This is a genomic window from Arthrobacter sp. Bz4, from assembly GCF_003075455.1.
In the GTDB taxonomy this organism is placed as follows: Bacteria; Actinomycetota; Actinomycetes; order Actinomycetales; family Micrococcaceae; genus Arthrobacter_D.
The window spans coordinates 97087-118441 of the sequence record NZ_QDAE01000009.1; the positions used below are offsets into that span (position 1 = coordinate 97087).

Consider the following 21355-nt stretch of genomic DNA (forward strand, 5'->3'; position numbering starts at 1 on the left):
ACGCTCGTGCTGGGCTACCCGTCGTCTTCGGGCTGTCCCTGTTCTCGTTCAGCCTCTTTCTCCAGCTTCTCCTGCTCACGCTGCTGTTTTTCAAGCTCCCGCTCAGCCTCCCGCTGCGCCTTGTCATCCTCACTACCGGCGTCGTCCCCGTTCTCCTCCTCATCGTCGCCACCCGATGGAGGACTCACCGGCGGGACGGGCGTTTCAGCCGGGGTTTCGGGTAAAGGCGACGGCGTGTTTGTGGTGGGCTCCGGAACGGGCGCTGCAGGCGCTGTGGGTGCTGCGGGCGCTGCGGGATCCGCTGGCCCAACCTCGGCCGTGATCGCAAGGAGCAACTCATCGATAGTTGACGTGATCTGCGCCGCGCGGTCGGAGCTGACGGTGCCCTGCCCCTGCGCCACGGTGACCGCCTGACTGAGATCGAGGGCCAACTGGGTGGCGCCGGCCTGGTCGCCGGCGGCAGCGGCCGTCGCAATGTCACGCACTGAGGCCTGGAAGGCGGCGGCCGTCTCCGACTCCAGTTCGGGAGCGCCGCACCCCGCCAGGAGCAGGGCGACGCCGAGGGACGCGCCTGCTGCCCATTGATATCCTCGCCGGCTCATGGTTGCACCCTTTCGTAGAGTTCCTGGAGCAATTCACCAGTGGTGCCCGGCACCGCCGGTAGCTCTTCGACGGTCTCCTGCCCAGCCAGATTCAGACCCACCACCGCTGCCACGCCGAGGGCAAGCACAGCGATAGCAGCAAACACGCCGATCAGCCATGGGCGCCGTCGGCCCGGTCGACGGCTGGCACCAGCGGGTCGCGCCGCCGTCGGGGCAGCATTCGGGGTCGCTGGCCGGGGCCGGGTCTGGGACCGGGTCGCAGGCGGGTTCGCAGGCCGGGTCGCGGGCCGGGACGCTGCCTGGTCGGCACCCGGGGACGCACTAGCCTGCTGCTGCACCTCGGTCGCGGCCGGAGCGGCAGCCATGATCGTGGTCCGCTCGGGCTGGTGTCCTGGCTCGTCGGGCACGGTGGGCTGGAACCGGGTCGCGGCGGGCCCCCCAGTGGTGAGCACCTCGGTGTGGGGCCCCCCAGTGGTAAACACCTCGGTGTGCGGTTCGGGGGTCTGCCACTGGGCGAATTCGGCGGCGACGGCGCCGGCAGTGGGCCGGTCGTCGGGGTGAGCGGCGGTCATCCGGGACAGCAGCGACTGCCAGTTCGGTCCGAGGGCGGCGGGGATCTCCGGCGGTCGGTGCAGTCGAGCCACCGCTGTTTCGAGACTGGTCCCCGGAAAGGCGCGCGCACCGGTCAGTGATTCCAGCAGGACCAGCCCGAGGGAGTAGATGTCGGTGGGAGTGCCGATGGCTCCGCCGCGGGCTTGTTCGGGGCTAAGGTAGGCGGCCGTGCCGATGGTCTGTCCGGTGGCCGTCTGCCGCGCGGCATCGTAGAAGCGCGCGATGCCAAAGTCGGTGAGCAGGTAGCCGAAGACCCCGCTATCGGGATCCGTGGTCCGCGTCAGGATGTTGGAAGGCTTGATGTCGCGATGCAGGATGCCCTGCTGGTGGATGTATGCCAAGGTCCTCGCCACGTCCCACCCTGCCAGCCGCACCGCATCGGAGGGTAGCGGACCGTCCGCGAGCAACGCGCCCAGATCGGGGCCCTCGATCAGTTCCATCACCAGGTAGGTGGGCCCCGACGAGGTACTGGACGAATCCATATCGAGCACCCGGACCAGTCCCGGGTGGTGGAGCCCCGCCAGGAGCCGGGCCTCGTCCGATTCGCGGGACACGCCGTCGGCTGCAGCGGACCGGAACAGCTTCACCGCCACGTCCCTGCCGAGCCGCGTGTCACGGGCCCGGTACACCTCGGCCATCCCGCCGGTGCCGACCACTCTACCGAGGAGGTAGCGTCCGTCAGCCAGTGATTGGGTACTCATACTTCCTCCGCTGGATTGATTTCCCGTCCGATTCTACGTGGGAGCCTGCACCCACCCGTCAGGAGCCGCCGACGACGACGGCGCGGCACCCGTGGGTACCGCGCCGTCGTGAAGGGTTGGGAAAGGGTCAGGCGACGTTGTTGTCGTAATCGTGGTCGCGGGTTTCCCGGCTGAGCCACAACGCAATGAACGTCGCTACTGCTGCCGCGCTCAGATACAGACCGACCAGCAGTGTGCTGCCGTCGGCGAGCTGCCAGAGGGCGATAGCAACGAACGACGCCGGAGCAGCACCGATGACACTCGACATGTTGTACGCAACGGCGGAACCGGTGTACCTGACGTTCGCCGGGAACAGTTCCGGCAGGATGGCCGCCATGGGTCCGAAGGTGAGGCCCATCAGGATGAAACCGATGATGAGCAGCGCCATCGCACCGGTCGTGCCGGCACCGAACAAGGGAACCCAGGTGAAACCAAACAACGCGATCCCGATGGTGGTGGCCATCAACATCTTCCGGCGGCCGAACTTCTCGGCAAGCGGGCCGGACACCAGGGTGAAGATGCCGAAGAACACCACACCGATTATGAGCATCATCAGGAAGTCTCCCCGCGCAATGCCCAGTCCCGGCACGAAGGCCTCAGCGGCGGCGTCGTCGAACCCGCGACCCGCAGCTTCGGCGGCCGCCCGTGCGTCCTCGACCGAGGCCGGGGTGGTGCCGAAGGTCAGCGTGAAGGCGGTCATCAGGTAGAACAGCACGTAGGTGGCGAACATGATGAACGTGCCGAGCAGCAGGGCCCGCCACTGGTGCTTGAAGACGCTGGCGAGAGGCAGTTTCACGACCTTGCCCTTGTCCTTGACCTGCTGGAAGGAGTGGCTTTCGATGAGCTTGAGGCGGACATACAGTCCAACGATGACCAGGACCGCGCTGAGCAGGAACGGTACCCGCCAGCCCCAGTCGAGGAACTCCTCGTTGGTGAGGGTGGCGTTGAGGTAGACGAACAGGAGGTTCGCGAGGATGAAGCCGATCGGTGCACCCAGTTGCGGGAATGTGCCGTAGACGGCGCGCTTGTTCTTCGGCGCGTTTTCGGTGGCGAGCAGCGCAGCGCCGCTCCATTCACCACCGAGGGCGAGGCCCTGGAAGAAACGCAGCAGTACCAGCAGCGCCGGCGCGAGAATGATCCAGCCGTCCACCTGGGCGGTCGGCAGGACACCGATGAGGAACGTGGCAATACCCATGGTGAGTAGGGAAGCGACCAGCGTCCCCTTCCGCCCGATCCGGTCGCCGTAGTGACCGAAGATGATCGACCCGAGTGGCCGGGCCACGAAGGCGACGCCGAAGACGGCGAAGGAGCTCAGAATCGCGTTCGCCGGGGTGGCGTCCGGGAAGAAAAGCGCAGGGAAGACCAGCACTGATGCCGTGGCGTAAATGTAGAAGTCATAGAACTCGATGGTGGTGCCGATCAGGCTGGCGAAGATGACGCGGCCCTTGGGGTTTTTCGGCTTTGCTACACCGACGTCCACGGCGGACGGGGTTGTTGACATGTCTGCGGCTTTCTCTCACTAGGGCGCGCGTGGGCGCCTCGAACAGGGTGGGTGAATGCATCTATCAGACCAGCAAGGTCCAGCAGGTGGATAAAATTGTCCAGCATGTGGACAGCGTGACCCAAGGTTGGGTCACCGCACCCCACCCAGGCGGATCCGGCGCGTACTTCCGAAAAGTCCTAGAGTCGGACGTGCAGCCGCCGGGCAGCCTCAGAGATGGAGCCGGTCAGCGACGGGTAGACGGTGAAGGTGTTGGCCACATCGTCAACGTGGAGCTTCTTGGTCACCGCGAGCGCCAGCGGAAAAATCAGCTCGGAGGCGCGGGGGCCGACGACGACGCCGCCAATCACCGTTCCGGACCCCTTGCGGGAGATGATTTTCACAAACCCGTCAGTGACGTTCATCATCTTCGCGCGGGCATTGGTGTGCAGCGAAAGCTTGACGACGTCGCCCTGGTAACGGCCGGACTCGACGTCCGCCTCGGAGACGCCAACCGTCGCGATCTCGGGGGCCGTGAAAATGTTGGAAGCAACCTGCTTCAGTTTCAGCGGGGTCACACTGTCCCCCATCAGGTGGGCCATGGCGATCCGGCCCTGCATCGCCGCCACCGAGGCGAGCGCCAGCACGCCTGTGCAGTCCCCCGCCGCGTACACGTTCGGGGCTGAGGTGCGGGAGACGCCGTCGACCTTGATGTGGCCCGACTCGGTGAGCTGGACCCCTGCGTCCTCAAGCCCAATGCCCGCGGTGTTGGGGATTGACCCGACGGCGATCAGACAGTGGCTACCCTCAACGGTCCGGCCGTCGGAGAGCGTAACGACGACGCCGTCGCCCACCCGCTGCACGCCCTGCGCCCGGCATTCCGACAGCACCGTCATGCCGCGGTTGGTGAATACGTTCTCAAGCACCTCGGCGGCGTCGGCGTCCTCTCCGGGGAGTACCCGGTCCCGGCTGGAGATCAGGGTGACCTTCGATCCGAGGCCGTCGTAGGCTGAGGCGAACTCGGCTCCCGTGACCCCCGAGCCAACCACAATGAGATGCTCAGGTACCTCGGTGAGGGTGTAGACCTGGGTCCAGTTGAAGATTCGCTCGCCGTCGGGCTGGGCGGTGGGCAGTTCACGGGGATGCGCACCGACGGAAAGGAGGATGGCGTCGGCTTCGACCACTGTGGCCTCACCGTCGGAGGTGACCTCAAGCCGGTGGTTGTCCAGCAGCTTTCCTTCGCCGATGAGGATCTTCACACCCACCCGCTCCAGTGCGCGGGCGATATCGGCTGACTGCTCGGCAGCAAGTTTCAGGAGCCGCGCGTTGACCTGGCCGAGATCCGCGTAGGCCGCCTCGGTGTTTTCGAAGCGCACCCCCAGTTCATGCGCCGAGGCCACTCGTGCCATGATGTCGGCTGTCGCGATGAGTGTCTTGGAGGGCACGACGTCGGTCAGCACTGCCGCTCCACCGAGCCCGTGTCGTTCGACGATAGTGACGCTGGCGCCGAGGGACGCGGCGACCATTGCCGCCTCATACCCGCCGGGACCGCCGCCCAGGATAGCTATTCGAAGGGCACTGAAATCAAGTTGGCTGGTCACAACTGTCCATTCTGTCCTATCCCCGCCGCTCGCTCAAACGATTCCCGTCCCGGCCACCCGCTCTCGGCGGTGGCCGCGGGCGGGGAACTGAGGGTAAGTTTGATCAGTGATCGAGAACCCCACGTCAATGACGCCGACCGACCCTTTCGACCTGGCCCGCGCCGCGGCCGATTACATCGCCGCGCAGACGGGCGTCGACCGCCACGATATTGCCCTGGTGCTGGGCTCGGGGTGGGGTGAATCAGCCAACCTGATCGGCGAAACCACCCACACCCTCGAGGCCTCGGACATCCCCGGCTTCTCGGCCCCCGCCGTCGAGGGCCACGTCGGGACCGTGCGGTCAGTCCTGACGACGTCGGGCAAACGCGCCCTGGTGGTTGGTTCCCGCACCCACTATTACGAGGGCAAGGGTGTTCGGGCCGTCGTGCACGGGGTGCGCACCGCCGCCGCTACCGGGGCGAAGATCATGGTGCTGACCAACGGGTGTGGCGGGTTGCAGGAGAAGTGGACCCCGGGCACCCCCGTCCTGATCAGCGATCACCTTAACCTCACCGCCACGTCACCACTCGAGGGCGCCACCTTCGTTGACCTGACCGACCTCTACTCCTCGCGGGTCCGGACAATCGCCCGCGAGGTCGATCCGTCCCTCGACGAGGGCGTCTACGCGCAGTTCACCGGACCGCACTATGAGACGCCCGCCGAGGTGCGTTACGCCAGGACGATCGGTGCTGACCTGGTGGGCATGTCGACGGCACTCGAGGCCATCGCCGCCCGCCACGCTGGCATGGAGGTGTTCGGGATTTCCCTGGTCACCAACCTGGCCGCCGGCATCAGCACCGCACCGCTGAGCCACGCCGAAGTGATCGAATCCGGCACGGCGGCCGGACCCCGCATCTCACGCCTGCTGGCTGACATCATCAGCCGGCTCTAGAAGTTGACCGAAGGTATGAAAAAGCTATGACGCACGCCGACCACGAATCACTTCTCGCAGCCGCACGCACCTGGGCGGCCGAGGACCCCGATCCGCACACCACCGCGGAGCTGGAGGCGCTGCTCGCGCAGGTGGCCGACGACGACACCCGTACCGCCGCAACCCAGGACCTGCAGGACCGTTTCAGCGGACCGCTGCTCTTCGGCACTGCGGGACTCCGTGCCGCCCTGGGCGCCGGACCGAACCGGATGAACCGGGTCGTGGTTCGCCGCGCCGCCGCCGGTCTGGCCGCCCACGTGACTGGCAGCGCCGAGGGGGCGTATGTGCCGCGCGCCGTCGTCGGCTTCGATGCCCGCCACAACTCGCGGATCTTCGCCGAGGAAACCGCTGCCATCTTCACCGCCGCGGGCATCCAGACCTTCCTGATGCCCAGCGAACTGCCGACGCCGGTCCTCGCCTACGCGGTCCGCGCCCTGGAGTGTGAGGTGGGGGTGATGGTCACGGCAAGCCACAACCCACCCCAGGACAACGGGTACAAGGTCTACCTGGGAGGCCGCGCCGTCGACGACGCCGGCCGCGGGGCACAGATCGTGGCCCCGCAGGACACCGAGATCGCCGCCCGCATCGCAGCGGTAGGCCAGCTCGGCAGCATCCTGCTGGCGGCCGAGGGCTGGAATGTCCTGCCGGAGAGCATCGCCAAGGACTATGTCACATCGGTGGTTGCACTGGCGGATCGGGAGCGGTTCCCGGACCGGGACCTCTCGATCGTGCTGACCCCGATGCACGGGGTAGGCGGCACCACCGCACAGCAAGTGCTGGCCGCCGCCGGATTCGGGACCGTCCACGTGGTCGCCGAGCAGGCAGACCCGGACCCGGACTTCCCCACCGTTGACTTCCCCAACCCCGAGGAGCCCGGCGCGCTCGACCTTGCCATCGCTGCTGCTCTAGCTCACGACGCCGACCTGGTGCTGGCCAACGACCCGGACGCCGATCGGGTTGCAGTAGCAGCCAAAGATCCGGCGACCGGTGAGTGGCGGATGCTCCGCGGCGATGAGACGGGGGCCCTGCTGGGGCAACACCTCGCCGTGCGCCGGGCGCAGGACACCGGTGAGCATGCTGCGGGGACCGTCTTCGCCAACTCGATTGTGTCCTCGCGGCTACTCTCCCGCATCACCGCAACCGCCGGGATCCCCCACACCGAAACCCTGACCGGATTCAAGTGGATTTCCCGGGTCCCGTCGCTCGCTTACGGCTACGAGGAAGCGCTGGGCTACTGCGTGGCACCCGACCTGGTCCGGGACAAGGACGGGATTTCCGCGGCGCTGCTCCTGGCCGAGCTTGCCGCGGCCACCAAGGCCGAGGGTCGGACCCTGTTTGACCTGCTCGATGACCTGGCACTGCTGCACGGGCTGCACGCCAGCGACCAGCTCTCGGTCCGGGTCGGCAGCCTTGGCCTGTTGGACGCCATGATGAACCGGTTGCGGGAAAACCCCCCGCAGGCCTTCGCGGACTCGGCAGTGGACGTCGTGCAGGACCTCCTCACCGGCTACGCCGGGCTTCCGCCGACCGATGGGCTGCTGTACCTGACCCGGGACGACACCCGGGTGATCATCCGGCCCAGCGGCACCGAGCCGAAGCTGAAGTGCTACCTGGAGGTCATCGAACCGGTGGAGTTGGCCGCCGAGCTCGACGATGCGAAGCTGACCGCCCGCGCCCGGCTGGACGCGGTCCTGCGCGATGTGGAGGAGTCCCTGGGGCTCTAACCGCTGGGAACACCGCTGCGTGACTGGACTCCACCGTGGTGAACCGGGGCTATCGGGTACCCGTCTGGGTGCCGCTGCCGCCCTGAGCGCTGAATCCAGTTATGGTTGAGTCAGTATCGTTTTGCACAATTTCGAGGAGACTCCATGTCACACACCACTACGTCCTCCGAGCGGACCGCTCCGCGCAAGCAGCCCACCCACTCGGGCGAAGGCCACCTGGTCAACAACCTCGTGACATTCGCCGTAATGATGGTGTTGTTCCTCGGCGCCGTCGGCTCCCTGGCCTTCTTCGACCAAAACAATGTCTGGGCCTTCGCCGTCTGCCTGACGCTGTTCTTCCTGGCCTTCTGGATTCCCCAGTCCATCCTGGGACGCTCCGATACCGGCCCCACCCTCGCCAAGGGCGACCGCAAGGCCTAGCCGGCCAAATACACGGCTTCCACCCATAAAAAGTGGCGGACCTGCAGACGAGTGGTTGAGCAACCACTCCCCTGCAGGTCCGCCAATTTTTTTGCGGTGGGACCGCTAGAGCAGACCCTTGGTGTGCCAGACGGTCTTCGTTTCGGTGAAGAACGTGATCCGGTCGATCGAGGGGGCTCCGGCGTCGGGCCCGGTCTCGGGTGGGAGGACCCGTTTCAGGGTTTCGGCCGCGTCGATCTGCAGGTCCACCCAGTCCAGGTTCTCGGCACCGAGCAGGTCCAGGGCGTTGACGTCGGCGTGGGAGGCCAGCCAAGGGGCGATCTCGGCCGGTGATCCGCTGAGGATGTTCACGACGCCGGCGGGCACGTCGGAGGTGGCAAGGACTTCCCCGAGGCTCAGGGCCGCCAGCGGTGCACGCTCGTTGCCCAGCACCACCACGGTGTTCCCGCTGACCAGCACCGGCGCGACGGCGCGGACAAACCCGAGCAGCGAGCCAACGCCCTGCGGTGCGATGACCGCGACGACGCCGGTGGGCTCGGGAGTGGACAGGTTGAAGTACGGGCCCGACACCGGGTTCGCATTACCTGCCACCTGCACGTATTTATCGGCCCAGCCGGCGTACCAGACCCACAGGTCGATGGCTTCGTCGACCTGGGCGGCCGCCGCCGTATCGGAGACCCCTTCGGATGCGGCGATTTCCTCGGCGAACTGCGCCCGGCGCCCGTCCAGGACCTCCGCGATCCGGTACAGCACCTGGCCGCGGTTGTACCCGGAGGTTCCGGCCCAGCCGCTCACGGCAGCGCGGGCGGCGGTGACGGCGTCGCGCGCGTCCTTGCGAGATCCCTTGGCGGCATTGACCGTGTTCAACATGGGGCCACCCTTCCTGGTTGCTACCTCATACACCCGACCCGATTCGCTGCGGACGAACTTGCCGCCAATGTAAAGCTTGTATGTCTTGGGTACGCCTAGCCGTGCAGTGCTCATTTGGAGCCTCCCAGGGGGGTCTTGTTCATGATGGCTGAGACGACCGATGACTTGGGCCCAGCCGCGGGGGCCAGGTAGGCGCCGAGTCCGTGGCGGCCGCCTTCCCTGCCGTACCCGGATTCCTTGTAGCCGCCGAACGGCGACGCGGGGTCGAACTTGTTGAACGTGTTGGCCCAGACCACCCCGGCACGCAACTTGTCGGCGACGGCGAGGACCCGGCTGCCCTTGTCCGACCAGATCCCTGCGGAGAGACCGTACGGGGTGTTGTTGGCCTTCGCAATCGCCTCCGTCGGGGTGCGGAACGTCAGGACCGAGAGCACTGGTCCGAAGATCTCGTCCCGGGCGATGCGGTGGCTGGTGGACACGTTCGTGAAAATCGTGGGCGGGAACCAGAAGCCCTGCTGCGGCAGGTTACTCGCCGGGCTCCACCGGGTGGCGCCCTCCTGCTCGCCGATGTCGGAGAGCTCACGCATCCGGCCCAGCTGGGACGCCGAGTTAATGGCACCAATGTCAGTGTTCTTATCCAGCGGATCCCCTACCCGCAGGGTGGACAAGCGCTCCTTGAGACGTTCGACGACTTCGTCATGCACCGATTCCTGCACCAGCAGGCGTGATCCGGCGCAGCAGACCTGCCCCTGGTTGAAGAAGATCCCGTTGACGATGCCTTCGATGGCCTGGTCGATCGGGGCGTCATCGAACACGATGTTCGCGCCCTTGCCGCCGAGTTCGAGGGTGAGCTTCTTGCCGGTCCCGGCAGTCGAACGGGCAATGGACCGGCCGACGGCGGTGGACCCCGTGAACGCCACCTTGTTGACGTCCGGATGGTTCACCAGGGCCGAGCCGGTGGCCCCCGCGCCGGTGACAATGTTGACCACACCTGCCGGCAGGTCGGCCTGCTGCAGGATTTCGGCGAACAGCATGGCAGTCAGGGACGTGGTCTCGGCGGGTTTGAGGACCACGGTGTTGCCGGCGGCCAGGGCCGGGGCAATCTTCCACGCCAGCATCAGCAGCGGGAAGTTCCACGGGATCACCTGGGCTGCCACACCCAGCGAACGCGGGTTCGGGCCCAGCCCTGCATGGTCGAGTTTGTCGGCCCAGCCCGCATAGTAGAAGAACCACGCGGCCACCAGGGGAACGTCGACGTCGCGGCTTTCCTTGATCGGCTTGCCGTTGTCGAGGGTTTCGGCGACGGCCAGTTCACGGGAACGTTCCTGCACCAGCCGGGCAATACGGAACAGGTACTTGCCCCGGTCCGTGCCGGAGAGCTTCGACCAAGTCTTCTCGTAGGCCCGCCGGGCGGCAGCGACGGCGGTATCGACGTCGGCCTCGCTGGCGCACGAGATGGTGGTGATCTTCTGCTCGGTGGCCGGGGAGATCGTGGTGAAGGACTCACCGTTGCCGGGGACGAACTCACCGTTGATGAACAGGCCGTACTCGCTCTTGAGGTCCAGGATGGAGGTGGACTCCGGGGCCGGTGCGTACTCTAGAAAAGTCATGGGTAGTCCTTAGTCGATCGTGACGTAGGCAGGGCCGGAGTAGCTGCCGCTGGTGAGCTTCTGACGCTGCAGGAGCAAGTCATTGAGCAGGCTTGAGGCGCCGAAGCGGAACAGGTCCGGCTCCAGCCATTCCTCTCCAACGGTCTCGGCGACGGTGACCAGGTACTTGATGGCGTCCTTCGACGTGCGGATCCCGCCGGCCGGCTTCACACCGATCTTTTCGCCGGTCAGCCGGTGCCAGTCCCGGACCACTTCAAGCATGGACAGCGTCACCGGGAGGGTCGCCGCGGGGGCCACCTTGCCGGTGGAAGTCTTGATGAAGTCCCCGCCGGCCAGGATGGACAGCCACGAGGCACGCCGGATGTTGTCGTACGTATTCAGCTCACCGGTTTCCAGGATCACCTTCAGATGCGCGTACGAACCATCGGGGCGGCGGCAGGCCTCCTTCACCGCAACGATCTCGTCGAAGACCAGACCATACCGGCCCGACAGGAACGCGCCACGGTCAATGACCATGTCGATCTCGTCCGCACCCGCCGCGACAGCGTCCGCGGTGTCCGAGAGCTTCACCGACCGCGACGCGCGCCCGGACGGGAACGCCGTGGCAACAGCAGCCACATTGATACGGCCCGGGGCGTCGGCGTCGTGGGCCCTCCCCAGAGCCTCGACCGCGTACGGCACCATGTCGCCATACACACACACCGCGGCCACCCGCGGGGTGGAGAGATCGCCGGCGTCGGGCACCAACGCCTTCGCGACGAGCGACCTGACTTTGCCAGGGGTGTCTGACCCTTCGAGAGTGGTCAGGTCGATCAGGGAAATGATCTTGTCCAGGGCCCAGGCCTTGGACGTCGTCTTGATTGACCGGGTCCCGAGGGCCGCCGCGCGCGCTTCCAGGCCCACCGCGTCAACGCCGGCAATGCCCTCCAGATAGCGTCGCAGGCTCTTCTCCGTCAGGTCCCCGCCGATCACTTCCAATGCACGTGACGCGGGAGCGATCGCGGTGCTCCCGGTGGCAGTAGTTTCCATCGTTGAGTGTTCTCCGTACTTTGATTCGGTGCCATGGCGGGACGGTTCCCTCAGCGAAGATCGTCCCCGCAGCAGCGCTGCTGACGGCTGGTTTCCAGGGGCTGTGGGACAGGAGGTCATACCCGTATGGTCGCGTCCGACTTTACCACCGCGCCCTGTCCGCGGCGATGCCCGCCAGCCTCGGTCGCCAGCCTTGGCCGCCGGCCTTCCCGCTGGTACGCCTAATCGGTGAAGATCGCGTGCACCACATTCTGGGCCCAGGTGAGGATGTCGGCGTCGGCGAGGTCCCGTCCGCCCACCGGTGAGGATTTGGGTTTCGGAATCAGCGCGGCGTTCAGCGCCGGTTTCAGCGAGGCCCCCGGATACATGCGCTTGAGCCGCATCTCCTTCGATTCCGGCAGGACGGCCGGGGCGAACTTGATGAAGTTTCCCTGCAGCGCCACATCGGTCAGGCCCGCGGCACGCGCCGCCACCCGGAACCGGGCCACCGCAATGAGGTTGACCACCGGGGCGGGCGGCTCCCCGTATCTGTCGCCCAGTTCCTCCACCACCCCGTCGATTGCCTCGTCCGTCACAGCGGAAGCCAGCTTGCGGTAGGCCTCCAGGCGCAGCCGCTCCCCCGGCACGTAGTCGTGGGGCAGGTGGGCGTTGACGGGCAGCTCGATCTTCATCTCGGCCGTCTTCTCTTCGGCTTCACCGCGGAAGTCCGCAACCGCCTCCCCGACCAGCCTGATGTACAGATCGAAGCCAACACCCTGGATATGGCCGGACTGTTCGCCGCCGAGCATGTTGCCAGCACCGCGGATCTCGAGGTCTTTCATGGCCAGCTGCATGCCGGCACCGAGTTCGTTGTGCGACGCGACGGCCTTCAACCGCTCCAGAGCCACCTCGCCGAGCGGCTTCTCCGACGGGTAAAGGAAGTAGGCGTAGGCCCGCTCCCGGCCGCGCCCCACCCTGCCGCGGAGCTGGTGCAACTGGGACAGGCCGTAGTTGTCGGCCCGGTCCACAATCAGCGTGTTCGCGTTGGAGATGTCCAGGCCGGTCTCGATGATGGTGGTGCACACCAGAACGTCGAAGCGTTTCTCCCAGAAGTCGACAATGATTTGTTCCAGGCGGGATTCGCTCATCTGGCCGTGCGCGACGGCGACGCGGGCCTCCGGCACCAGCTCTTTCAGGTGCGCTGCGGTCCGGTCGATTGAGGACACCCGGTTGTGGACGAAGAACACCTGGCCTTCGCGCATCAGCTCACGGCGCACCGCCGCCGACGTCTGCTTGTCGGTGTAGGGACCCACATAGGTGAGCACCGGGTGGCGTTCTTCCGGCGGGGTGGCGAGGGTTGATGTTTCCCGGATGCCGGTCAGCGACATTTCGAGCGTCCTGGGGATCGGCGTCGCACTCATGGCGAGGACGTCCACGTTGGTGCGCATTTTCTTCAGCGCTTCCTTGTGCTCCACGCCAAAGCGCTGCTCCTCGTCAACGATCACCAGGCCCAGGTCCTTGAACCGCACCTGGTCCGAAAGCAGCCGGTGGGTGCCGATGACGACGTCGACGGCGCCCGTGCCGATCCCCTCAACCGTTTCCCTGGATTCCTTGGCACTCTGAAACCGGGACAGGGGTTTGACCCGCACCGGGAAGCCTGAGAACCGTTCGGAGAAGGTTTCATTGTGCTGCTGCACCAGCAGCGTGGTGGGCACCAGGACCGCCACCTGTTTGCCGTCCTGGACGGCTTTGAACGCAGCCCGCACGGCGATCTCGGTTTTCCCGTAGCCGACGTCGCCGGAGACCAGACGGTCCATCGGCACTTCGCGTTCCATGTCGGCCTTGACCTCGTTGATGGTGGTCAGTTGGTCCGGGGTTTCGATGTACGGGAAGGCTTCTTCAAGCTCGCGCTGCCACGGGGTGTCGGTGGAAAAGGCGAAGCCGCGCGATGCCATCCGCGCCGAGTACAGCCGGATCAGCTCCCCGGCGATCTCCTTGACCGCCTTCCGGGCCTTGGACTTGGTGCTGGCCCAGTCGGAGCCACCCATCTTGCTGAGCGCCGGGGCGTCGCCGCCCACGTACCGGGTCACCTGGTCCAGCTGGTCGGTGGGGACAAACAGCCGGTCCCCGGGGGCACCACGTTTGGACGGCGCGTATTCGAGCAGCAGGTACTCGCGGATGGTCTTCGTGGGGCCGGCGCCGGTGGCGCGCTGCAGGAGTTCAACGAATCGGGCGACGCCGTGCTGTTCGTGCACCACATAGTCGCCCTCGCGCAGCTGCAGGGGGTCGACGGCGTTGCGGCGTTTCGACGGCATCTTGCGCATGTCACGGGTGCCGGACGCGGTGGTCCTGCCCAACAGGTCCGCCTCGGTCAGCAGTCCGAGCTTGAGCGAGTCCAGCACGAAACCGCGGCCGGCGGAGGCTGTGGTGATCTCGATGATGCCCGGCTGCGGCGGCGAATCGAGCGAGTCCACCCGGGCCGCCGGGATGTCATGGTCATGGAACAGTTCGGCCAGCCGTGCGGCGGGACCCGGGCCCTCGGTGGCGACCACCACCCGCCACTGGTCTCTGACCCGTTTGCCGAGGAAGTCCATCATTTCCGCCACATCGCCCTGGTAGCCGCGTGGCTCGCGTGCGTGCACGGTGAACGTGTCAATTTCGGGCAACAGCTCCTGCAGCGAATCGTCGGAACCGAAGGATGTGATGGACCACCAGGCGACGGCGTTGGCCAGGGCCGCCGACCGGGTGTCGGTCAGCGACCTGAAGCTGGCGGTCTGGAGGTCGGCCCCCAGGGTGCCGCCCAGGTCCAGCGGCGCGGCGCCGCCGTCGGACGCTGTTGCCCAGGCCGCCTCAAGGAACTCCTCATTGGTCGCAGCGAGGTCGTGGGCGCGGGTGCGCACCTTTTCCGGTTCGATCACGACGGCGATCGACCCGGCCGGGAGTTCGCCCACCAGCGGCACCATTGAGTCCACCAGGACCGGTGCCAGGGATTCCATCCCTTCGACCGCAATTCCGCCGGCAATTTTTTCCAGCATGGCTGCCGCCGCCGGCAGATCGGGCTTCAGGAGGGCGGCCCGGGACATCACCGATGGGGTGATGAGGATTTCGCGGCAGGGCGGCGCGAACAACGCGGCCGGGCTGCCGTCTTCCTCCCGCACCAGTGACCGCTGGTCGGCGACGGCGAACCAGCGCATCGCCTCCACCTCGTCGCCGAAGAACTCGACCCGGATGGGGTGGTCCTCGGTGGGCGGGAACACATCGATGATGCCGCCGCGGACGGCGAACTCACCGCGGTGGGTGACCATGTCCACCCGGGCATAGGCTGCGTCGGAGAGCGCCCTGACCACGTCGGTGAACGCCGCGTCCTGCCCGACGGTCAGGGTGACGGGCAACAGTTCACCGAGACCAGCGACCAGTGGCTGCACCACAGCCCGGATGGGAGCGACCATGATCCGTACGGGTTGACCCTCAGGATGGGCGAGGCGGCGCAGCACCGAGAGTCGACGACCAACGGTGTCGGAGCGGGGTGACAACCGTTCATGCGGCAGGGTTTCCCAACTGGGGAACTCCTCAATGTCCGACGCCGGCAGGTAGCTCCTGAGCGCGGCCGCCAGGTCCTCCGCTTCCCGGCCGGTGGCTGTCACTGCCAGGACCACTGGTGACCGGGCGTCGTCGCCGGCTGGCCTGGAGTCAACCGACGCCTCGAGTCCGTCCACCATCTCGGCGAGGAGCGCAGCCCGCAGCCCGGCGGGCGCACCGATCTGCAGATCGGTGTTTCGCTCGCTGCTGCCGTGTGATGCGTTCATCCGCACCCGGGCGAAGGACGTGTCCTCGATCAGTGCGGCGCGCAGTCCGTTCAGGCTCAAAGGTTCTCCTACAGGATCCGTCAGTTCCAGCAAATATTCGGTCATAAAGTTTCAGGTGCTGGGGACTCCCAGGTCGGTCCTACCCAGCACAAAAGCCCGAAATTCTGTCGAATTCCGGGGATACCCCAAGCCTACCCTGCGGGCCGACCGTGGCGCCCGATCAGGCCTTAGGATGGGTGGGACGCAAAACGCCTTTCAACTTCGGAGGATCCCTTGGCACTGAACGCCTCAACCACCCTGCCCTACGACGCTGCCACAGTGACCGGCGTCTTCACCGACGAGGCCTTCCTGAAGCATGTCAGCGAGCACGTCGGCGGCACCCTGAAATCAGTGACGGTCGACGGTGACACAGCGGCTGCCTTCACCCTGACCGCTGTGCGGACCCTCCCCACAAAGCGGCTCCCGGAGATGGCGCGTAAGTTTGTCGGCGACAGCCTTACCGTCACGCAGACCGAACAGTGGGCAGCGCCCCTGCCCGATGGGTCACGTGTTGCCAAGATCACCATGACCGTCGCCGGCGTTCCGCTCACCGTCGACGCCGAGCAGCGCCTCGTCGCCGTCGACGCGGCCACCCGGGTGGAGCTGACCGGCACCGTGAGCTCTTCGATTCCATTCATGGGAGCGAAGATCGCCTCGGCGGCAGAGCCGATGATCGGTAAAGCCCTTAACCTTCAGGCCTCCGAAGCCAGCAAATGGCTTGAACGCCGCTAGGCAGAGAAGGAAAAACCCGTGTCACTCCCCACCCCTTTAGCCCTGATTCTCATTCTTAGCGGCGTCTGGACCTTGATCGTCTGGCCACCCTTCCTCCGGCGAATCTTCAAGGACCCCCGTTCGAAAGACGAGCGGGGAGCCCCGACCCGTTTCCTCAAGGTCCATTTCATGCTGATCAGCACCTCAATGATCCTGGGCCTTGCCACCCTGGTGATCGGCATCCGCACCCTGGTTAGCTAAGCAGTTGGATAGGTCGAAAAGTGAGCAATAACCAGGAACCTCAACCCCCCAAACAGGTCCTCGGGCGGTCGAGCTATCCCGAGTACCAGCGAATCAGTGAGATTCTCCGCAAGGAAACTGTTGGCGGCATCCTGTTGCTCATTGCAGCAGTCGTGGCACTGGTCTGGGCCAACTCCCCAGCATCAGCCAGCTACTTCGCAATCCGGGACTTCGAGTTCGGCTATGAGCCGTGGCACCTTCGGCTGAGCGTTGGCGCGTGGGCCGCAGACGGTCTACTCGCGATCTTCTTCTTTCTGGTGGGTCTCGAGCTTAAGCGCGAGTTCGTCGCGGGAGACCTCAGAAAGTTCAGCCGGGCCGTGGTTCCGGTGACCGCCGCTGCCGGCGGCGTCCTGGTACCGGCCCTCTTCTACGTGGCGATCAACCTGTCCTCCCCCGAGTCGCTCAGGGGGTGGGCTATCCCCACGGCCACCGATATTGCGTTCGCCCTGGCGGTGCTGGCGGTAATCAGTTCCCACCTTCCCAGTGCGTTGCGGGTCTTTCTGCTTACCCTCGCCGTGGTCGATGACCTGATGGCGATCGGGATTATTGCGTTCTTCTACTCGGACGACGTGGAGTTCACCTACCTGCTGTTCATGCTGGTCCCGCTGGCCCTGTTTGGTTTCCTGGCCCAGAAGAATCCCAAGTATTTCGGCCGGCACACCCCCGCCGCCTGGCTGATCCTCCTGCCGATCGGTGTGGCAACGTGGATCCTGATGCATGCCTCTGGAGTCCATGCGACCGTTGCCGGCGTCCTGCTGGGGTTCCTGGTTCCAGTGCTGCGTAAGACCAAGGACGGCACCATCAAACTGCCGCGCCCCAACAAACCTGGGCTCGCGGAGATTTTTGAACACCGGTTCCGTCCACTGTCCACCGGCTTTGCGGTGCCCGTATTCGCTTTCTTCTCTGCCGGAGTCGCCGTCGGAGGGCCCGAGGGGTTGATGTCAGCGATCGGGGACACGGTGACGCTGGGGATCGTTGCCGGGCTGGTGCTGGGTAAACCGGTCGGCATCCTGTTGACCACGTTCGCCCTGACCAAAACCACCCGGGCGAACCTCGACCCCGACCTGCGGTGGATTGACCTGCTCGGCGTCGGGTTGCTCGCTGGGGTGGGCTTCACGGTGTCGCTCCTGGTCAACGACCTGAGCTTCGAGCAGGGATCAGAGCACAACGATCACGCGAAGGTGGCCATCCTGTGCGCCTCGGTGATTGCTGCGCTGGCCGCCTCGGTGATCCTTCGCAGCCGGAACAAGCACTACCGCCGGGTCGTGGAAGCCGAACAAATCGACGCCAACGACGACGGCGTCCCCGACCTGTTCGAGGACCGGAACCGCCAGTAGCTGTTACCGGTTCGCGGCGAGCAGCGCTTCTTCGAGCGCCACCCAGGCCAGCATCGCGCACTTGACGCGGGCCGGATAGCGGGAGACTCCGGCGAGGGCTGCCGCGTCCCCGAGCACTTCCTCGTTGGGTGTGACCCGTCCGCGCGAGCGCATGACGGTCCTGAACTCGTCCACCAGATCCATCACCTCGTCGCGGCCCAGACCCTGCATCAAATCGGTCATAACCGAGGCCGAGGACATCGAAATGGCGCAGCCGGCGCCGTCCCAACTGACGCTGGTCAGCACTCCGTCCGCGAGGATGGCTCGCAGGGTAATCTCATCTCCGCATACCGGGTTCAGCTGGTGGGACTCTCCGAGGGTCCCGACGCCGTCGTGCTCCAACAGCCCGGCACCGTGCCGCTCCTTGGCATGATCAAGGATGATCTGTTGATAGAGCTGCTGCAGGTCATCGGACATTATTTGACTCCAAAGAACGGGCGCACACCGGCTACGGCTGCCAGGAAGGCATCCACTTCATCGCTGGTGTTGTAAAGGTAGGTGCTGGCGCGGGTGGTCGCGGTCAGGCCGAGCCGACGGTGCAACGGCTGGGCGCAGTGGTGCCCCACCCGCACGGCGATGCCCTGATGATCCAGGTACTGGCCGACGTCGTGGGCGTGGACGCCGTCGACGTCGAACGCCGCCAACCCAATCCGTTGCACACCGGCGGCCGGTCCGAGGACCCTGATCCCGGGCAGCTGGCTCAGTCCGTCGACCAGTTGTTTGCCGAGTGTCTCTTCCCATTGTTGGATGCGCTGCATGCCAGTTTCGGTAAGGTAGTTTGCCGCCGCCGCCAGGGCGATGGCCTGAGAGATCCGCTGGGTGCCGGCTTCGAACCGTGCAGGTGCGGGAAGGTACTCGGCCCGTTCCATGGTGACCGTGGTGATCATGGATCCCCCGGTCAGGAAGGGCGGCATCGCGTTGAGCAGTTCGGCTCGCCCGTAAAGGGCGCCGATCCCGGTGGGACCCAGCATCTTGTGCCCGGAGAAGGCCATGAAATCGATGTCGAGCGCGTGCACGTCGACCGGCAGGTGCGGCACCGACTGGCACGCGTCGAGGACGGTCAGCGCCCCATGCTGCTGCGCCAGGGCCACCAGCTCCGCGACGGGGTTGATGGTGCCCAGCACGTTGGAGGCGTGGGTGAAGGCGACGATTGCGGTGGCCTGGTCGATGATGGTCGCCGCCTCGTCCAGGCGAAGCGCGCCGTCGTCGTCAACCGGGATGTACCGGAGCGTGGCACCGGTGCGGGCTGCCAACTCCTGCCACGGAACGAGGTTGGCGTGATGCTCCATCTCGGTGACAACAATTTCGTCGCCTGGACCGATGACGAAGCGCGCAGCCGCAGATCCGCCACGACCCGCCGAGGCGTTCGAGAAAGAGTAGGCCACCAGGTTGATAGCCTCCGTGGCGTTGGAGGTCCAGACGATCTCGTCCACCGCCGCGCCAACGAAAGCGGCGATGGTGTCACGGGCAGCCTCGAAGGCGTCGGTGGCGTCAACTGCGAGGGAGTGGGCTCCCCTGTGTACCGCCGCATTGCGCTGCTCGTAGAATTCCTGCTCAGCCTCGAGCACGGTGATCGGGTTTTGCGAGGTCGCCCCCGTATCCAGGTAGATCAATGGCCGAGAATTGACCTGGGTGTCCAGAATGGGGAAATCGTTGCGGATCCGCCTCACCTCGGTGTCGGTCAACGGGTGGTGCGGAGCTGACGGAATGGACAAGCGGGCCCTCCTCGGTTGTTGCTGGGCTCATTCACTCTACGCCCGACAGCACACTACCGAAGATCTTCTGAACGTCTTGCAGGGAAAATTCTAATATGCACCGACCGGCCGAATCATGACCTTAAAGGTACGCCACATAATCATGAAGTCCCCCGTCACCGACCAGTTCTCTACGTAGTAGAGGTCCAGACGAACACTCTCGGCCCAGTCGAGATCGGACCGTCCGCTGATCTGCCACAGGCCTGTCAGACCCGGCTTAATGAGAAGACGTCGATGTGTATGTCCATCGTAACCGGACACTTCGCTCGCCAAGGGTGGCCGTGGCCCAACCAGGGCCATATCCCCTCTGAGGACGTTGTAAAGCTGTGGGAGCTCATCTATTGAGTACTTGCGCAACCACCCGCCAACCTTAGTAACCCGCGGGTCATGGCGCATCTTGAAAAGCACGCCATTTCCTTCGTTGCGATCCCGTAGCGCGGCAAGATCCGCTTCAGCTGTGACTACCATCGAACGAAACTTGTACATGGGAAACCGGCCCGATCCCCGTCCCACTCGTTCTTGCTTGAAGAAAACCGGGCCAGGGCTATCGCGACGAATCAGCAGCGCAACCACGATAAAAACGGGTGCCAGTACGATGAGAGCGAGCCCGGATAGGACCACGTCCATCAAGCGCTTAACGACGTGACGCCCACCTGTGAACTGGGGCATCTCAACATGCATGAGCGGCAATCCCTCCACCGGCCTCATCTGAATCCGGGGACCAGCTACGTTAGTCAAGGTTGAAGCGAGAACCAGCTCTGTGGAGGAGCGTTCCAGCCTCCAGCCGAGTTCTCGGATATATTTGCTTCCCTTGTGCAGATGCCCAGCAACAATAACGGCGTCAGCCCCAGTCTTTGCGACTGAGTGCTCGACGTTACTCAATCCGTAGACAACCGGAACAAACCGATCGCCAGCCAGAACAGTATGTGAACGGCTTTTGCCTTCCAGGACTGCCCCTACCACTTCGTAGACCGCCCCGGTCTTCTTCGATAACTGCTTGACTACGTACTGGACATCGTCGTTGCGCCCTACCACGACAACTTTGGAAAGAAACATGCCATATTGACGCTGACGGGTCAGCCATTTTCGCCAGATCCAACGACTGCCCAATAGTCCTAGTAACCCGGCAGGAAAGGTAACGAGTAGGTAGTAACGAAAATTGTCACCTCCTGAGAGGATCACGACGACAGCCATCCAGCTGAAGGTGGCAGCGCTCGCCTGGACAACTCGCTTGTACTCGGCTGCACCAACTCCAATTAACCGTGGATCCCGAGTCCGGAACATCGACATCATGACCAGCCATCCGATGCTGACAGCGATGGCAAACGTGATGGTCTGCGTATAGGCCGAATCGCTGGATGTGGCTTTTAGAATCCAATCGGTACTCAGGAGGACCGTGGCTACGATGGTGACTGTGTCGGTAACACGAAGCGATAGTTGGTAGCGCCGGCGCCACGGCAAGCCAGAGACCGTTGCCGGACGAACTCGTCGCCCCCGAGTTGATGAGGGAAATGGAAAACTTAGCGTTTGCCCTTTAGCCTGGAACATCTCACGCCGCCGTCGAGTATCGGGGGCTGACACGCCAAACCCGATTGGTACAAGGAGCCGACGACGGCTGGGGACGAGCCTTGGTCTCAGAAGGCTCCGACGCCGCCGGCTCCGCTTGTAGGGGACGTGAACCAAGATGACAGCCAACTTCCGTCCGTCGATCTTGCGCCCACGTCCAGAGGGG

17 protein-coding genes are annotated in these 21355 nt (G+C 65.2%); 6 read left to right on the forward strand and 11 right to left on the reverse strand.

All coding sequences use genetic code 11. The annotated features are described in order from the left end of the window. Positions 1–14: 14 nt before the first annotated feature. The 4 genes from DDA93_RS09200 to DDA93_RS09215 all read right to left on the reverse strand — a co-directional run bounded on the left by DDA93_RS09200 (position 15) and on the right by DDA93_RS09215 (position 5035). A complete protein-coding gene (locus DDA93_RS09200; RefSeq protein WP_116778591.1) occupies positions 15–602 on the reverse strand; it encodes a hypothetical protein in 588 nt (195 codons plus the stop codon). Beyond that, complete coding sequence (locus DDA93_RS09205) at positions 599–1915, reverse strand: serine/threonine-protein kinase (protein ID WP_116778592.1); 1317 nt, start codon at positions 1913–1915, stop codon at positions 599–601. Before DDA93_RS09205 ends, DDA93_RS09200 begins: the two co-directional genes overlap by 4 nt. A 127-nt stretch (positions 1916–2042) precedes the next feature. Beyond that, complete coding sequence (locus tag DDA93_RS09210) at positions 2043–3455, reverse strand: MFS transporter (protein WP_024477515.1); 1413 nt, start codon at positions 3453–3455, stop codon at positions 2043–2045. 179 nt (positions 3456–3634) lie between these two features. Next, positions 3635–5035 (reverse strand): NAD(P)H-quinone dehydrogenase, encoded by a 1401-nt coding sequence (locus DDA93_RS09215; RefSeq protein ID WP_024477516.1) that lies wholly within the window; start codon positions 5033–5035, stop codon positions 3635–3637. A 127-nt stretch (positions 5036–5162) separates the two neighbouring features. Here DDA93_RS09215 and DDA93_RS09220 point away from each other — a divergent pair, with 127 nt between their 5' ends. The 3 genes from DDA93_RS09220 (at position 5163) to DDA93_RS09230 (ending at position 8149) form a co-directional block, all read left to right on the forward strand. After that, positions 5163–5966, forward strand: coding sequence for a purine-nucleoside phosphorylase (locus DDA93_RS09220; RefSeq protein ID WP_026041184.1), 804 nt, complete (start codon positions 5163–5165; stop codon positions 5964–5966). Positions 5967–5992: 26 nt separating this feature from the next. Further along, the gene (locus tag DDA93_RS09225) at positions 5993–7729 is read left to right on the forward strand and encodes a phospho-sugar mutase (protein ID WP_116778593.1); all 1737 of its coding nucleotides are present in this window, start codon (positions 5993–5995) and stop codon (positions 7727–7729) included. 144 nt (positions 7730–7873) lie between these two features. Next, a complete protein-coding gene (locus DDA93_RS09230) occupies positions 7874–8149 on the forward strand; it encodes a hypothetical protein (protein WP_019483600.1) in 276 nt (91 codons plus the stop codon). 105 nt (positions 8150–8254) lie between these two features. Here the strand turns inward: DDA93_RS09230 and DDA93_RS09235 are convergent, their stop codons facing one another. The 4 genes from DDA93_RS09235 to mfd form a co-directional block, all read right to left on the reverse strand. Further along, positions 8255–9133 carry an aldehyde dehydrogenase family protein gene (locus DDA93_RS09235; protein WP_116778594.1) on the reverse strand — a complete coding sequence of 293 codons (879 nt, stop codon included), beginning with the start codon at positions 9131–9133 and terminating at the stop codon, positions 8255–8257. Further along, complete coding sequence (locus DDA93_RS09240; protein ID WP_024477521.1) at positions 9130–10629, reverse strand: aldehyde dehydrogenase family protein; 1500 nt, start codon at positions 10627–10629, stop codon at positions 9130–9132. The genes DDA93_RS09235 and DDA93_RS09240 overlap by 4 nt, the downstream gene beginning before the upstream one ends. Before the next feature lie 9 nt (positions 10630–10638). Then, the gene (deoC, locus tag DDA93_RS09245) at positions 10639–11658 is read right to left on the reverse strand and encodes a deoxyribose-phosphate aldolase (RefSeq protein ID WP_116778595.1); all 1020 of its coding nucleotides are present in this window, start codon (positions 11656–11658) and stop codon (positions 10639–10641) included. A gap of 221 nt (positions 11659–11879) precedes the next feature. Then, entirely contained in the window at positions 11880–15548 is a 3669-nt protein-coding gene (mfd, locus tag DDA93_RS09250) for a transcription-repair coupling factor (RefSeq protein WP_207771332.1), read from the reverse strand. 168 nt (positions 15549–15716) lie between these two features. Here mfd and DDA93_RS09255 point away from each other — a divergent pair, with 168 nt between their 5' ends. Genes DDA93_RS09255 through nhaA form a run of 3 tightly spaced genes read left to right on the forward strand, consistent with a single transcriptional unit; the run spans position 15717 to position 17830 of the window. Further along, on the forward strand, positions 15717–16214 hold the full coding sequence (locus tag DDA93_RS09255) for a DUF2505 domain-containing protein (protein ID WP_024477523.1): 498 nt from the start codon (positions 15717–15719) through the stop codon (positions 16212–16214). Between the two features lie 18 nt (positions 16215–16232). Further along, positions 16233–16454 carry a hypothetical protein gene (locus DDA93_RS09260; RefSeq protein ID WP_019483606.1) on the forward strand — a complete coding sequence of 74 codons (222 nt, stop codon included), beginning with the start codon at positions 16233–16235 and terminating at the stop codon, positions 16452–16454. A gap of 20 nt (positions 16455–16474) precedes the next feature. Further along, a complete protein-coding gene (nhaA, locus tag DDA93_RS09265; protein ID WP_116778596.1) occupies positions 16475–17830 on the forward strand; it encodes a Na+/H+ antiporter NhaA in 1356 nt (451 codons plus the stop codon). A 3-nt stretch (positions 17831–17833) separates the two neighbouring features. Here nhaA and sufU read toward each other — a convergent pair whose 3' ends face one another. The 3 genes from sufU to DDA93_RS09280 form a co-directional block, all read right to left on the reverse strand. Further along, positions 17834–18286 carry a Fe-S cluster assembly sulfur transfer protein SufU gene (gene sufU / locus DDA93_RS09270; protein ID WP_116778597.1) on the reverse strand — a complete coding sequence of 151 codons (453 nt, stop codon included), beginning with the start codon at positions 18284–18286 and terminating at the stop codon, positions 17834–17836. Continuing rightward, positions 18286–19584, reverse strand: a complete 1299-nt coding sequence (locus DDA93_RS09275) for a SufS family cysteine desulfurase (protein ID WP_116778598.1) — start codon at positions 19582–19584, stop codon at positions 18286–18288. Before DDA93_RS09275 ends, sufU begins: the two co-directional genes overlap by 1 nt. A gap of 90 nt (positions 19585–19674) precedes the next feature. Next, positions 19675–21171: a sugar transferase gene (locus tag DDA93_RS09280; RefSeq protein ID WP_084442942.1), complete on the reverse strand. Its 1497-nt coding sequence runs from the start codon at positions 21169–21171 to the stop codon at positions 19675–19677. Positions 21172–21355: the final 184 nt, after the last annotated feature.